This is a genomic window from Pandoraea sp. NPDC090278, assembly GCF_044772185.1.
In the GTDB taxonomy this organism is placed as follows: Bacteria; Pseudomonadota; Gammaproteobacteria; order Burkholderiales; family Burkholderiaceae; genus Pandoraea.
Map to the genome: position 1 here is coordinate 240,368 of NZ_JBIVYJ010000001.1, position 15,425 is coordinate 255,792.

Sequence of the window (15,425 nt, forward strand, 5' to 3'; positions counted from 1 at the left end):
GGGAGATGAATGATGGGAACACCTTTCGGGGACTATTCGCAGCGGGCGTCGTCCGTGCCTTTGCTGCTTTCAGGCCGACCGCTCGCATGCGAATGCGGTCACAGCTTCGGTTCGGACTTCAGGCGGCTGGGCGCTGCGCCGCCGACAGTGGCGGGTTCGCTCGGCAAGTCATGGCAGACCTATCCGCAGCGCACCAGAACGGTTGAAGACAGCGGGGGTGTACCGATCGGTCGCTGGCAGGCGTATCGCGAGATCGAGAGACTGAAGGCCGACGATCTGATGGCCCAGCCGCTGGTCGCCGAAGCCATGAAGACGCGCATCGAAAATTGGCACACGCAGTTTCAGCGCTGCATCGAGCGCGACATTTCATTCGAAGATAAACGCACCGAAGCCATGCAGCAGGTGCGCTACGGCGTCCCACCGGAAAACAGGGCGTTCGTGCGCACCTTCGACTCAACGCCGGTTGTCGATCAGTTGGTCGAAATCGCGCATGTGAACGACGAACTTGACCGAATGGCGCGTGCAACGGGTCGCTTGTCGAAGGGCTCGGCAAAGGCGATGGGGCTACAACACCTCGCCGATATGGCGAGGATGCGCGACACCATGCTCTCACTCACCGTCAACATCCACGACCGGAAATTCAACGAACTGACGGCCGAGCGCAATCTGCTGATCGCGCTGAACGACATGGCGCGTGAAGCGCAACGCGAAATGTCCCGAGGTGGTGCCGATGTCCCGCTTCGACTGAAGATTCGTGGCGATAAGGTGGTGCTCAAACCGGCGACGTCGAAATCGCGCTTCCAGAAGAACCACATTCGTGCGCGCAATGATGCGGCGCGGCTCGCGTTGCTGCTCGGCTATCCGGCCGACCGACCGGTGACGTTGAACGACATTCGCGCGAAAGGGCTTGGCTTGTACGAGTATTCGGCGGTGCTCGCGGATGCCAAAGGCTCGCCAGAGGGGACGACGGCGTCGTGGCTTGGCGCGCGTGCGCTGGAGATCGATCAATGGAAGCTTGCCGCGCGCGAGTTGCGGGACGACCTTCAGCATACGGATGGCGGCCGGATGATCGGTGCACCGTCCGAGTCGGCGCATGACGACGCGCAGTTCGACGAAGTCGATTCGCCGCAAGGCGTGTCCGGGCTAGCGCCCATCGATGGTCCGCTGAATGAGACGACACCGAAGCGCCTCGATACGCACCAGGTGCCCCCGACAGACCCTGCCACGAAATCCGCGGGGCCGAAGGCGCAGTCGACCTCCCGCCGCGAACACTTTGTCGAGCAGTTCATCGGTGCCCATCCGGGACGTGCCGGACGTCTGAGCGTCATCCTCGAACATAGCCAGTCGGTCGAGCGGCTGGCCGAGCAGCAGGACGACCGGGATCGCGAAACCCAGCGCGCCCATCCCCGCGTGCGACGCCTTTCGGGGGAGGTGGGGCCTTCGATGTCGCGGTCGGTCCATCGTCCTGCCGGTCCGACGGTGGACTGGATCAACGAAACGCCTGAGCAAATGGCCTTGCGAACGGGCGCGCGTCCGAAGACCTATCGTGGGCTGCCACCCGTTGCGGACCCGTCGGATACGCAGGCGCCTCCGCTGCCCATGACGCCGCCGCCCGACCAGGAATAAGTCACCTCCCGGTCATCAATGTACGACCCAACGCCACCGGACTCTGGTGGCTTTTTTTTGCGTGCACGCATCGTATTCACCGAATTTCGGGCCTCGCAAATCCTCTCGGATCGCATGCAAATTTCGCCGCATATTTTGCTTGGCGAAACCCTGCGCGCACGCGTAATAGTAAATATTTTAATTATCCGCAAGCCTTTTTAATCAATAAGTTGCGCGATTGACGCAACAATCTCTTTCTTTGCCATGTAGGGAACTTGTCAGTAGAATGGCCGCGTTGTTAATAGCGCTACGCGAGGTGAATAGCCTGTCAGGTTTTCTTCACGCATGGCTCGCCCCCGCTTGACTGTCATGCGTGATTCGTCCCCCACAAAACGGAGAACTCCATGTCACAGGACAAGGAACCGCGCCGGCGCTTTTTGCGCCAGGTGCTGGCGATCGTGCCTGCCACGACCCTCGCCACCGGTGCGACGCTCACACAGTCCGCCTGCAGCAGCCAGTCCGCTGCGCCCGCCGCCTCAGGCCAAGCTTACGAACCCAAATACTTCACTGCCGACGAATGGCGTTTCGTCAACGCTGCCGTCGACCGTCTGATTCCTGCTGACGATCTCGGTCCGGGCGCGTTGCAGGCCGACGTGCCGAAGTTTATCGACGGCCAGATGGAAACGCCGTTCGGTCACGGCAAGCTCTGGTACATGCAGGGGCCGTTCCACACCGACCAGCCGCCCGAGATGGGCTACCAACTGAGCCTTGTGCCGCGCGACATCTATCGCCACGGCATTGCCGCCTGCGACGCGCACTGCAAGAAGCAGTACAACAAAGCGTTTGCCGATCTCGATCACACGACGCAGGAAGCCGTACTCGGCGATCTGGAGCACGCGAAGATCGAATTCGACGCAGTGCCCGCGCGCACGTTCTTCTCCTACTTGCTGGCCAACACGAAGGAAGGGTTCCTCTCGGACCCGATCCACGGCGGCAACAAGGACATGGTCGGCTGGAAGCTTGTGGGCTTCCCGGGCGCACGCGCCGACTTCATGGACTGGGCGGATCAGCCCAACGTCAAATACCCGTACGGGCCCGTGTCGATTTCCGGAAAGCGGGGCTAACTCATGGCAATCAAGAAAGATAAGGTCGACGCCGTCATCGTGGGCTTCGGCTGGACCGGGGCTATTCTCGGCCAGGAACTGACCGACGCCGGACTCAATGTCGTCGCCCTTGAGCGTGGCGCGATGCGCGACACGCCTACCGACGCGCAGTACCCCAAAGTCATCGACGAACTCGAATATTCCGTGCGCGGCAAGCTCTTTCAGGAGCTTGCGCGTGAGACCGTCACGATTCGCCACACACCCGACGATCTCGCAGTGCCGTACCGTCAAAACGGCTCGTTCCTGCTGGGCAACGGTGTGGGCGGCGCAGGCTTTCACTGGAACGGCATGCATTACCGGATCCTGCCGGAAGAGCTGAAGCTGCGCAGTCATTACGAAGAGCGCTACGGCAAGAAGTTCATCCCCGAAGGCATGACGATTCAGGACTTCGGCGTGAGCTACGAAGAACTGGAGCCGCACTTCGACTTCGCCGAAAAAGTGTTCGGTACGTCGGGTAAGGCGGGCAACCTGAACGGCAAGATCGTGCCGGGCGGCAATCCGCGCGAAGGCGCGCGTTCGAGCGAGTTTCCGACGCCGCCGCTACAAAACACCTACGGTGCGCAGCTTTTCGAGAAGGCCGCACGCGAAGTGGGTTTCAATCCGTACCCCGCACCGGCCGCGAACACGTCCGAGCCGTACACGAATCCGTACGGCGTGCGCCTCGGGCCGTGCAACTTCTGCGGGTTCTGCGAGAACTACGGTTGCTACATGTATTCGAAGGCATCGCCGCAGACGACCATTCTGCCGGTGCTGCTCAAGAAGCCGAATTTCGAGTTGCGTACGCATTCGTACGTCATCAAGGTCAATCTCGACAGCGACGGCAAGAAGGCGACCGGCGTTACCTACATCGACGCGCAAGGCCGTGAAGTCGAGCAGCCTGCCGACCTCGTGATCATGGCGGCGTATCAGATGCACAACGTGCGTTTGCTGTTGCTCTCGGGCATCGGCAAGCCGTACGACCCGAAGACGGGCGAGGGCGTGGTCGGCAAGAACTACGCGTACCAGATGAACGGCGCGGTGAACGTGCTGCTGCCCAAGGGCACGCAGCTCAACCCGTTCGTCGGCACGGGCGCAGGCGGCGTGTCGATGGACGACCTGAACGGCGACCAGTTCGATCACGGACCGCTCGGCTTCGTCGGCGGGGCGAGCATTCGTCACATTCGTTACGGTGGACGTCCGATCAAGATGACGCCGACCGTGCCGGGCACACCGGCGTGGGGCAGCAAATGGAAGGCGGGGATTGCCGACGCATATCAGCGTTACATGACGATCGGCATTTCCGGTTCGGTCATGTCGTATCGCGATGCGTGTCTCGATCTCGACCCGACCTACAAGGACGCCTATGGTGTGCCGCTGCTGCGCATGACATTCGACTGGCACGACAACGAATACAACATGCTCGGCTACATGGGCGACCGGATGGAAGAAGTCGGCCGCGCGATGAATCCCGAGAAGGTATTCCGCGCCATTCGCAAGAAGGGCACGCATTACGACACGCGGATCTATCAGAGCACGCACACCACGGGCGGCGCCATCATGGGCACGAACCCGTCGAACAGCGTGGTCAACAAGTATCTGCAGAGCTGGGACGTCTCCAACGTGTTCGTGATGGGAGCTTCGGCGTTCCCGCAGAACATGGGTTACAACCCCACGGGCGTGGTGGCGGCGCTGGCGTACTGGTCCGCGAAGGCAATTCGCGAGCAGTACCTCAAGAACGCCGGCCCGCTGGTTCAGGCCTGAGGAGCGCAACCATGATCCGCAAAACGATGATGAAACGCTCCGCTGGCGTGGTCGCTGCCGGTGCGCTGGCGCTCGCGGCCGTTGCTGTCTGGGCGCAGAACGCGGCCGCGCCCTCCGGCGCTGCCGTCTCCCCGGTGCCCACGCCTGCTGTGCCCGCCGTGGCAGTGGAAGGCGGTAGCGCGCCGCAGACACCGGCCGCCAACGACCCGCAGGCGCAATTGCTCAAGCAGGGCGAATACCTTGCGCGCGCCGCAGATTGCGCGGCATGTCACACGGCACCCAAGGGCAAGCCGTTCGCGGGTGGTCTGCCGATTGCGTCGCCGATCGGCACGATCTACTCGACGAACATCACACCGGACAAAGACACCGGTATCGGCAACTACAGCCTCGAAGACTTCGACAAAGCGGTGCGTCACGGGATCGCGAAGAATGGCTCGACGTTGTATCCCGCCATGCCGTACACGTCGTATGCGAAGGTGCGTCCGGCAGATGTGAAGGCGCTGTACGCGTACTTCATGAACGGCGTGCAGCCGGTCGCGCAGGCGAACAAGGCGACGGATATCCCGTGGCCGATGTCGATGCGCTGGCCGTTGTCGCTCTGGCGCAAGATGTTCGCCCCCGCTGTAGTCGCCGATGTGGCATCGACCGATAACGATCCAATCTCGCGCGGACGCTATCTCGTCGAAGGCCTCGCGCATTGCAGTGCCTGCCACACGCCGCGCGGCTTTGCGCTGCAGGAGAAGGCGCTGACCGACGACAGCACGGCGTTTCTGTCGGGCGGCGTGGTCGACAACTTCCTCGCGAAGAATCTGCGTGGCGATGTGACGGACGGTCTGGGCAACTGGAGCGAAGGCGACATCACGGCGTTCCTCAAGTCGGGACGTAACGACCATTCCGCCGTGTTCGGCGGCATGACGGACGTGGTGCAGCACAGCACTCAGCACATGAGCGACGACGATCTCGCAGCGATTGCGAAGTATCTGAAGACGCTTAAGCCGGTCGATCCGAACGCCAAGGCGCTCGCGTACGACGACACCGCTGCAAAGGCGTTGCGTGTGGGGTCGGACAAGAGCAACGGTGCGCTCACGTTCCTCGACAACTGTGCGGCGTGCCACCGCAGCACGGGCAAGGGCTACACGCAGACCTTCCCGACGCTGGCGCTCAGCTCGACGGTGAACTCGGTCGATCCGACTTCGCTCATCCACATCGTGCTGCGCGGGGCGGAGATGCCCTCGACGAAGTCGGCCCCGACGCACTACGCGATGCCGGGCTTCGACGACCGTCTGACCGACCAGGATGTGGCCGACGTGCTCACGTTCGTGCGTTCGAGCTGGGGTAACAAGGCCCCGGCTGTGACGTCCGCGCAAGTGGCCAAGGTGCGTAAGGACGTCGCCGCCGCGCCGCAACCGCAGCGTTGATCGTTCAGGTGGTGCGGGTTGCGGTGACGTGCCGATTCACGTCGGCACGGATACCGCGCTTGTGATGAAATGAAGCCCCGCCGGGCAAGTCTGTCGGCGGGGCTTTTCTTTCTGGATGCAGGGAGGCACGCGTGCCGTTCATTCTATTGGCGCTCGTCGTACTGGCGGGCATTGTGTATGGCGCAGTGCGTCTGTACGCGGCTGTGGCGTTGCGCTTCGGTACGCTCGCGGCGGTGGCGACGATCGTCGTCTGCGTACTGATCGTGGTGTGGCTGATGGTCGACGCGGTGCGCCGCTATCGCGCGGTGCATGGTGTGCGGCGTGACGGCAAGCGTCTGGTGAGCGTGTCGGGCGAGTGGGGTGAACTCACGCTCGACGCTGACCGCAAGATGGGGACGCTACGCGTGGACGGTCACGAGACGCGCTTCGTGTTTTCGGATGTGACGTCCGCCCATCCGGTGAACGAGGGCGGACGTTGGTCGCTGACGCTCGAACTCGCGCACAACGCGCAGCCGAGTTGGCGTGTGCCGATGCCGGGCCGCGCGCTCGCGCAACGCTGGACGAAGATTTTCCGTCTCGCGAACGCGCACCGGCTCTAAGGCTTCGCGCGGGCGCTTATGCGTTCGCGGGCATCGGCTGGCGAAGCGGCGGCACAATACTTTCGTCGTTGATCGGGAAGTGAAGCGCCGCGGCGACCGCACCGAGAATCGCCGTTGCGGCCCAGATTAGGTTGTAGGACCCGGTGACGTCGAGCACGAATCCGCCCAGCCACGCGCCGAGAAACGAGCCGACCTGATGGCTCATGAAGCACACGCCGAAGAGCGTACCCAGATGCCGCGTGCCGAACACCTTTGCCACCAGACCGCTGGTGAGCGGCACGGTGCCCAGCCACGTCAGGCCCATGACGGCCGCAAAGATCACGACACTTGTATCGGTTTTCGGCAGCACGAAAAAGAGGGCGATGGCCGCGCCACGCACGAGATAGAGCCAGCCGAGCACATGGTGCTGACGGTACCGTCCGCCGAGCCAGCCGCAGGCCCAACTTCCCAGCATGTTGAACAGACCGATCAGCGCGAGCGCCGTCGCGCCGAGCCCGACGGGCATGTGGCACATCAGCAGATAGCCGGGCAAGTGCGTTGCGATGAACGCGAGCTGGAAGCCGCAGGTGAAGAAGCCGAGCGTCAGTAGTTGGTAACCGCGATGCGAGCGGGCCTGCCGAAGGACTTCGCGCAGCGACAGGTGCTCGCCGTCGTCCGATTTGGTCGGTTGGGCCGTTGGGGTGGGGGCGGTGTTGCCGGGCGTGGGCTTGCTGCGACGGGACATCGTCATGAACAAGCCGAGCGGCGCGGCGCAGCACAACACCAGGGCGAGGACGAAGAGCGACGTGGAGACACCGTACGTTTCGCGCAGCCCCTGTGCGACGGGCACGAGGGCGACCTGTCCGAGCGAGCCGCCCGCGCTGACGAGTCCCATGGCCATCGTGCGCCGCTCGGGCGTGACGGCACGGCTCACGGCAGGCAGTATCACACCGAACGTCGTGCAACTGATGCCGAGGCCGACGAGCACACCCAGCCCGATCACGAGCCAGACACCGGATGGTGCGAGTGCAGCCATCGCGAGTCCGGCGGCGAAGGCAAAAGCGCCGAACGCGACGACAGGGGCCGGACCATGACGGTCCGCCATCGCACCCGCGAACGGCTGCGCGAAGCCCCATACGAGGTTGTGCAGGGCGATGGCGAACGCGACTAGCGTGACGGGCACGCCGCGGTCGTAGGAAAACGGATTGATGAAGAGACCGAACGTCTGACGCGTACCCATCGCGGCACTGAGTACGAGCGCGCCTGCGAGGATGATGAGGGTGACGCGTCCCTGTAGCGACGCCGATGCGGGTGGGGTAATTTGCGACATGATGGTGAATCCTCCTCACCGAAGTGTCGCAATGAAGTCTCCGTCTGGCAAAGGAGTTGTGTGAGCGTACAGGTGAATTTTATTCACCTTGATGGGTGCCTGCCTGCTCGATGACCCAGTTGCGGAACGCCACACATTCGGGGTGCGGCTCGATGTCGGGGGCGCTGATCAGCCAGTACGCGCCTTGCGATTGCGTGGTGACGTTGTGGGCGGGAACGAGGATGCCGTTCGCGAGATATTCGTCGACCAGCGGGCGGCGCCCGATCACGATGCCGAGGCCCGCCATGGCGGCTTCGAATGCCAGTTGGATGCTGTCGAAACTCAGCCCACCACGGGTGTCGAAGTCGTCGATGCCTGCGCCTTCGACCCAGACCTGCCAGTCTTCGCTTGCGCTGCTCACATGTATGCGCGTCGCCTCGCGCAGATCGATGGTGCCGTCCTCACGCGCGTGCATCGCGAGATAGGCCGGGCTGCACACGGGAACGAACCGTTCGCCGAACAGGCGGTGCCACGTGTCGCTGGCGACGGGCGCGCGAGAGAGACGGATGGCGAAGTCGAAGCCGTCGGTGGGAAAGCCGACCTGACGGCGCGAGGTGTCGACCGTGATGTCGACGCCCGGCATGCGACGCATGAACATGTCCAGACGCGGCAGCAGCCAGCGTGAGGCGAGGGTGGGGGCGCAGGTGATGGCGATGGCGCGGGAGGCGTCCGGGGTTGGCAGACGTCGCGTGCCGGTGAGCAGCAGGGAGAACGCCTCGGTCACGTACGCGAGATAGTCCACGCCCTCCGGCGTGAGCGTCAGTCCTTGGGGCGAGCGCGTGAAGAGCGCCACGCCCAGCGTCTGCTCCAGTCCGACGATGCCGTGGCTGACCGCACTCGGGGTGAGATGCAATTCGGCGGCGGCACGTTTGAAACTCTGATGACGTCCCGCCGCTTCGAACAGGCGCAGGGCGGACAACGGTGGCAGACGTGGCGGCATGGAATCAGTGTCGAGCGTTCGATGGTGCCCTGACGCGCCTGAGGCGTAGGGCGACGGCTTCGAGAGGTCGTTCGGATGCCGTCGATTTTCGCACGACGTTGCCGCGTGTGGGGCGTTTGCCGGAATTTCACGGTGTCGCGTGACGTCGAGCAATCTATTGCCATGCGCCGCGTGGCTCAACTGTCATGGTGTACGACCGGTACAGGCCCGTGCGGATTCGGTGAAGTGTATCGGGCGTGCGGTGGTACGCGTGACTATGCTGTTACACCGTGTCTTTTTCGCGTGTTCGCAGAATGCGGCGCCGGCGCGGCGTTTCAGATTGACGACTATGACGACCGAACAACTTCTGGCCTTCTGCGCCTTCGCTGTCATCACCTTGGTGACACCCGGACCCAACAATATGATGGTGCTCGCCTCGGGGCTGAATTACGGCTTCGTGCGCACGCTGCCGCATCTCGCGGGTATCGCCTTCGGCTTTGCGCTGATGGTGTTCCTGACCGGTGCCGGTCTGCATACGGTTTTCGTGCGTTTCCCCCTCATCCATACGGTGTTGAAGTACGTTGGCGCGGCGTATCTGCTGTGGCTGGCATGGCATCTGGCGCGCTCGGGGCCGATGGACGACGAGCGGCGCGGTCGCGAGCGCCCGATGGGCTTCATCGGCGCGGCGGCGTTCCAGTGGGTGAACCCGAAGGCGTGGGTGATGGCCGTGGGCGCGATCAGCACGTATCTCCCCAACGCGTCGCATTTGCCCGACGTCGCTTTGCTCGCCGTGATCTACGGCATGCTCGGCGCGCCCTGCATCGGGCTGTGGGCAGGATTCGGCGTGGCGATGCGCCGTGTGCTGACCGACGCGCGTTCAGTGCGTATCTTCAACGGCGTGGCCGCGGCGCTGCTCGTCGCTTCGTTGTATCCGATTCTGGTGGAGTGACGGGATTTCATCGGTAATTCCGTCGCTAATTCCATCGTTATACTGACGGTTCTTGCGTACCCTTCCCCCAATGTGAGGTATCGCCATGCCCCGTAAGTTCGTCAGGACGTTGCCGTCTCTCGTTGCTGCGGCAACGCTCGCCTTGTCTCCCCTGTCGTCGCTGGCCTGTACCCGTGTGGTCTATCTCGGTGCGAACGACGACGTCATTACTGCCCGTTCGATGGACTGGAAGCAGGACGTCGCGACCAATCTGTATGTGCTGCCCCGGGGCATCGCACGTACGGGGGAGGCCGGGCCCAACTCCATCCGCTGGACGGCGAAGTACGGCAGTGTCGTGGCGACCGGTTACGACGTGTCGACGACCGATGGGGTCAACGAGAAGGGTTTGTCTGCGCAACTGTTGTGGCTTGTAGAGTCGCAATATCCGAAGTTCGACAAGGATTCCAAACCCGGTTTGACGATTGCCGCGTGGGCGCAGTACGTCCTGGACAATTTCGCGACGGTCGCCGAGGCCGTCTCGGCGTTGGAGAAGGAGCCGTTCACGGTTGTGTCGGATAACGTGCCGGGCGAGGATCGGCTCACGACACTGCATCTGTCGATGTCGGACAAGACCGGGGATAGCGCCATCGTCGAATACATCAATGGTCGGCAGGTGATTCATCACGGCAAGCAGTATCAGGTGATGACAAACTCGCCGACGTTCGACGAGCAGCTTGCGTTGAATGCGTACTGGACGCAAATCGGCGGCACGACGTTCCTGCCGGGGACCAACCGCGCGTCGGACCGTTTTGCGCGGGCGTCGTTTTACGTCAATGCGATTCCGAAGAGCGAAGATCCGGTGGAGGCGCTGGCGAGCATGTTTGGCGTGATTCGCAATGCGTCGGTGCCGTTCGGCATTACGACGCCGGGCCAGCCGAATATCTCGTCGACGCGCTGGCGAACGGTCGTCGATCACAAGCGCATGCTCTATTTCTTCGAGTCGGCGCTCACGCCGAATACGTTCTGGGTGGATCTCAACAAGGTCGACTTTTCGGCTGGTGCGCCAGTCAAGCGTTTGGATCTCGGGAAAGATCAGCGAAACACGTTCAGCGGGGAAGTCTCGGCCAGCTTCAAGGTCGCACCGCCGTTCCCGTTCCTTGGGTTGAAGTCGGGGAAGGCGGGGTGAAACCCGATTAGGTGATGGTAGAAATGAAAAACGGGCCCGAAGGCCCGTTTTCATTTGGGTTTGACCGTCTTTCGTTGTCGTCGACAGTCAGAATATTGGTGGAGCCGGCGGGGATCGAACCCGCGTCCGCAAGCACTCTACGACCAGTTCTACATACTTAGTTCAGTCATTTGATTTAACTGTTTTGTCGCGGACGAACACGCTACGCAACAGCGATTCACTAAATTTTCGACCTTGGCGTCGTGACGCCGCAAAGGCTTAACTGACGTATATGACCTCTGGCGGTATTGCTACCGGTCTTGCGACACTAGTCCGTCAGTGAACTAGGTAGAGGACGGCGGCCCTTAGGCTGCCAGTGCGAACGTATCGTCGTTTGCAGTTACGATTTTCCCATTGATTAACGAGGTGACGGGTCCTCGGTATGCCCTGCATCGCTTTATACCCACGTCGAAACCATGTCGGCCCCAGTGGAATGGTCGATTATGACACAAATGCCTCACTTCAGTGCGAAGTCGACACGTGTCGTAGCCCCCTTGTCCTTGATGCCGTCCGCGTTCAGCTTCGGCGCCACCACAAACAGCCGGTCGGACGCGATCTTGCCGTCCAGCCAAGACCGCACCCGCTGGGCGCGACGCTCTGCCAGCGCCCGTAAATCGTCGTCGCTCACCTTGACGTTCGTCTCCATGAGCTTCTCCATCTCGTCATCCGGCAGCGACTTGGTAAGTCCGATCATGTTGCGCGGCTTCGCGAAGTCGGCCGCCTTGTAGGCAGCAGTGAGGTACTTGCTACGTTCCTCCGGCGTCACCGTCATGCTGTCGACGTCGATGCTCTCACCCTTGCCGACCATCGCCTTGACCTTCTGTGCCTTGATGGCGCGCTCGACCGCCACGCTACGCAAGCCGTCGGTGTCCTTGGCAGGGTCTACGCGACCTACGATGTCTAGCTTCAGCGCTTCGCGATCGGTCAGCGCCTTGACCAGCGTTTCGAGGCGCTTTTCGTCGGCAGGCGACAGCCGTGCACTCCCCGGGGCGAATTCAACGTACCCCAGCTCCTGCTCGCCACCGCCGAATGCGGACGCCAACAAGCTGAACGGTGCCGTGGCTGCCTTGACGATCAGATTCACGAACGCCCTGAAAATCACGCCGCCGAGGCTGAACTGCGGATCGTCCAGCGAGCCGGAAATCGGAATGTCGACGTCGATTTCACCGCGCGAATTCTTTAGCAACGACACGGCCAGACGCACCGGCAGGTTGGTCGCCGTCGGGCTTTCCACGCGGTCACCGAACGTCAACTGGTCGATGAAGATGTGGTTGTTCGCCGTGAGCTTCGCCTGATCGAGCAGATAGTGCACGTCGACCGTGAGCTTGCCCTTTTCGATGGGGTAGCCCGCGTATTTCGTGGAATACGGCGTGAGGTTGGTCAGCTCGATGCCGTCCGCTTTCGCGCCGAGATCCACGAACGCCATCGGCGCCAGCGGGTTGATCTTGCCGTTGATATTGATCGGCGCGTTGCGGTTCACCTTGCCCTGCAACGCCACTTCGGCAGGCTCGGTGGTGGCGGTGCCAAAAGCACCGATCCGTCCGCCGATATCCGTCAGATTGGCCGTGTAGTTCGGCTTGACGAAGTTATCCGTGAAGTTGATGTTGCCGCCTTGCAGGGTGATACGTCCGATGTGGACGTCCGCAGGTAGCGCCTTGCCCGTTCCGTAGCCTGGGCCACGTTCGGCCGTCGTCTTGCCGGGCGATTGCTCCTTCTTCTCGACCTCCGTCGGCTGTCCTGCCTCTACGGCTGAAGCCGCCGCATCTAGCGGGGGTTTTGCTGCGGACGCCGCATCCAGCGGTATGCCTTCATTGGCGCGGGTGAGCGAGCGGGGCGCCTGGTTATTGCCCACCACGTCGGCCAGATTCAGGCGGCCGTTCGCATTGATGATCAGACGCGCGTAAAAGCGCGACAGCGCAATGCTGCCCAACTGGACGCTCGGTTTGCCGCTGCCCACCGCCAGATTGATCTGCTGCACCGCCAACGCATTCCAGCGCACGAAGTCGTCTGTCGTCACCTTGTCGAGCAGGCGTACGTTACCAAGCGTGGCATCACCGCGATACGTCGCTTGCGGGGTGTCGCCCTTCATCGCGAAGGTGGCGCGTCCGTTGCTGGAGAGCAGAGCGCTCGCGATGCTCGCGTTCAGTTCGTCGCTCATGTACGAATCGAACGCAGCGAGATCGAGCTGCTGGGTTTTGACTTGAAGATCGCCCGACAACGGCTGCGGCGTGACGTTACCCGTCGCGTTGAGCGAGCCCTTCTTGTTAAGCGTGCCGTTCACCTCAAGCTGCAACGGCTTGGTCATGTCTTGCGACGCGCCCTGGACCTTGATGTTGAGCGGCGCGAACTTCGCATTGATCGGACGGCCTTTGACCGCGCGATCTTCAAACCCGATGCTCGCGTTCTCGACCGAGACCTTGCCGACCTTCCACTGCCATCCGGCCGCGGCTTGCGTGCTCGATGTGGGGGCTTTGGCAGACGTACGTCGACCGCGTTCGGTGCCGACACGAGCGTTGATCCCGTTGCCGTTGCTTGCGGACGCCTTCGGCTGGCCGTCGCCGGTCAGCGCCAGCAGGTTGATCTTGCCATCCTTGTCGCGGCGTGCGGCTACGTCCAATCCGCTGACCGTCACTTCGTCCACGACCGCCTGACGGGCGCCGAGGTCGAAGTGCGAGAGCTTCGCCTGTGCCTTGGCCAGCTTCAGCGGGGCATCGCCCTTCTGACCGGTCAGCCATTCGATCTTCTCAAGCGTTGCTGTCGCCGGTGCGATCTGCACATTGGGCTGCTTGTCGGGGGCGAACGCCGCATTGAACGTTGCTTGCGCACCGACCGTGCCGCTCTTCAAGTCGCCTGCGAGCGCGCCTTGTGCAAACGGCAGCAGCGGCGCGAGCGCAATCGACTGTGCGTCCAGTTCGCCGCTGGCGTTATACGCAGGCAGGCTGAACTGACCGTGGGCCTTGAGCGAGCCACCGCTTTGGATACCTAGCGACGCATCGTAAGTTGCGGGGTCCTTACCCAGCGTCGAAAACTGTTTCACGCCGAGTTGGACGTTTTCCAGCGCAATGCTCGCGGGTTTCGCACCGCGTTCATCGGTGAAACGCAGCTTGCTGTTCACCAGCGAAACCTCGCCGACGAGCAGGTCGAGCGGCAACGGTTGCTCGGCGGCCGCAGCCTTCGCCTGTGCCGCTTCAGCGGCCGACGCGGGCGTGGCGGGGCGGGCCGTTTGTTCGGCAGCGACCTTCGGTGCGGACTTGGCCGCTTCGCTCGCCTTGGGCGATGCCGCCGCTTCGTCGACCGCTTTGCCGACAGCCTTCAACACGGGCCGTTGCGGCAGCAGGGCTTTTACGACGTTGATCGATCCGTCCTTTTCCATCGTGACGTGCTGGTCAAGTCCATCGATCCGTACGCTGTCGACGTGGTAGATGTTGCTCAGCGGCTCGACTTTGCCCAGCTTGACGTCGATTTGTTTGACCGCAACGAGCGGCGAGCCGTTAGCTTCGTTGATCACCGCATCAGCCAACCCCGCAGTGCCCGTCAGGACTACGTGGTTGCCGTCCTTGTCTCGCGTAAATCGCAGTTTCAGATCGGTACTGACCGCACCGCTCTTGATTTGCGCGGGAACGGTCATGGGGGCGTAACCGAGGTACTTCGGCACGTCGAGCCGGTCGAGTTTGATGTCGACGGTCGACTCGAGTGAGTCGGCAAACGGTTTGGTCTGTCCGGAGATGTGCAGCGGCGAGCCGTCGATGGACGCCTGCAGCAGCGGCTGTACGAAGATATCGGTGTCGGCAGGCAGATTGGCAATGAATGGCACGCCGACCTGCAGGTTGTCGACAACGTGCTTTTCGTTCTGGTAGGCGTCGTCGATGCGAATCGTGCCGTTCTTGATCTGCACGTTGTTCAGTGCAAAGCGCGCAGGCTTCGATGGTTCGGGCGAGGGCGGACCGGACGTCGCGCGATCGATGATGTCCGAGAAGTTGAACCGCTGCGGCGCGGTGCGCACGATGTTCACGACGGGGGTGTCGACGTACAACTCGCCGATTACCGGGGCAAAGCGGAACAGCGAGCTCCACGAGGCGTTCACCCGCAATTCGCCGATATCGACGAACGGCTGGCCGGGTGTCTTGTCGCCGATATGCACCTGACGCAGATCGAGACGCAGCGTATAGGGATTGAAACTGACGTCGCCGACGCTCACCGGCCGTTCGAGATAAGCGGAGAGCTTGTCGACGGCGTAATGCTTAAGTACGGCCGGCACCGTGAAGTAGCCGACCACACCAAATACGGCGATGATCCCTGCGGCCCACAGCCCGGTCTTGCGCGCGCGGCGGCGCACGTCCGGGTCGCGTCCAAGCGCTTGCGCGCGGGCGAGGCCTTGCTGCAGGCGGGTGCCGCCTGCGGGGGTATTTTTTGAGGATTCGCGATCGTTCGCTTGCTCGGCCATGCGGTCTCCCGTAAGTAGCCTGTGAAGCATACGCAA

10 protein-coding genes and 1 other RNA gene are annotated in these 15,425 nt (G+C 62.5%); 7 read left to right on the forward strand and 4 right to left on the reverse strand.

Going from position 1 to position 15,425, the window contains the following annotated elements:
- Window positions 1-54 precede the first annotated feature (54 nt).
- From ACIQWO_RS00990 to ACIQWO_RS01010, 5 genes are all read left to right on the forward strand, one after another.
- The gene (locus ACIQWO_RS00990) at window positions 55-1,626 is read left to right on the forward strand and encodes a hypothetical protein (protein ID WP_402818042.1); all 1,572 of its coding nucleotides are present in this window, start codon (window positions 55-57) and stop codon (window positions 1,624-1,626) included.
- Between the two features lie 383 nt (window positions 1,627-2,009).
- Complete coding sequence (locus ACIQWO_RS00995; protein WP_402818045.1) at window positions 2,010-2,729, forward strand: gluconate 2-dehydrogenase subunit 3 family protein; 720 nt, start codon at window positions 2,010-2,012, stop codon at window positions 2,727-2,729.
- 3 nt (window positions 2,730-2,732) lie between these two features.
- Window positions 2,733-4,508, forward strand: coding sequence for a GMC family oxidoreductase (locus tag ACIQWO_RS01000; RefSeq protein ID WP_039399470.1), 1,776 nt, complete (start codon window positions 2,733-2,735; stop codon window positions 4,506-4,508).
- 11 nt (window positions 4,509-4,519) lie between these two features.
- Window positions 4,520-5,926 (forward strand): c-type cytochrome, encoded by a 1,407-nt coding sequence (locus ACIQWO_RS01005; protein ID WP_402818050.1) that lies wholly within the window; start codon window positions 4,520-4,522, stop codon window positions 5,924-5,926.
- Between the two features lie 131 nt (window positions 5,927-6,057).
- Window positions 6,058-6,525, forward strand: coding sequence for a hypothetical protein (locus ACIQWO_RS01010; protein WP_402818053.1), 468 nt, complete (start codon window positions 6,058-6,060; stop codon window positions 6,523-6,525).
- Window positions 6,526-6,541: 16 nt separating this feature from the next.
- Here the strand turns inward: ACIQWO_RS01010 and ACIQWO_RS01015 are convergent, their stop codons facing one another.
- Together ACIQWO_RS01015 and ACIQWO_RS01020 are read right to left on the reverse strand one after the other, a co-directional pair.
- Window positions 6,542-7,834 (reverse strand): MFS transporter, encoded by a 1,293-nt coding sequence (locus tag ACIQWO_RS01015; RefSeq protein WP_402818056.1) that lies wholly within the window; start codon window positions 7,832-7,834, stop codon window positions 6,542-6,544.
- Between the two features lie 79 nt (window positions 7,835-7,913).
- A complete protein-coding gene (locus ACIQWO_RS01020) occupies window positions 7,914-8,813 on the reverse strand; it encodes a LysR substrate-binding domain-containing protein (RefSeq protein WP_402818059.1) in 900 nt (299 codons plus the stop codon).
- Window positions 8,814-9,141: 328 nt separating this feature from the next.
- Here ACIQWO_RS01020 and ACIQWO_RS01025 point away from each other — a divergent pair, with 328 nt between their 5' ends.
- Complete coding sequence (locus tag ACIQWO_RS01025; RefSeq protein ID WP_402818062.1) at window positions 9,142-9,741, forward strand: LysE family translocator; 600 nt, start codon at window positions 9,142-9,144, stop codon at window positions 9,739-9,741.
- Window positions 9,742-9,826: 85 nt separating this feature from the next.
- Window positions 9,827-10,906, forward strand: coding sequence for a linear amide C-N hydrolase (locus tag ACIQWO_RS01030; protein ID WP_402818065.1), 1,080 nt, complete (start codon window positions 9,827-9,829; stop codon window positions 10,904-10,906).
- 96 nt (window positions 10,907-11,002) lie between these two features.
- Here the strand turns inward: ACIQWO_RS01030 and ssrA are convergent.
- Window positions 11,003-11,372, reverse strand: a transfer-messenger RNA (tmRNA) gene (gene ssrA, locus ACIQWO_RS01035).
- Window positions 11,373-11,402: 30 nt separating this feature from the next.
- The gene (locus ACIQWO_RS01040) at window positions 11,403-15,389 is read right to left on the reverse strand and encodes a DUF748 domain-containing protein (RefSeq protein WP_402818068.1); all 3,987 of its coding nucleotides are present in this window, start codon (window positions 15,387-15,389) and stop codon (window positions 11,403-11,405) included.
- Window positions 15,390-15,425 lie beyond the last annotated feature (36 nt).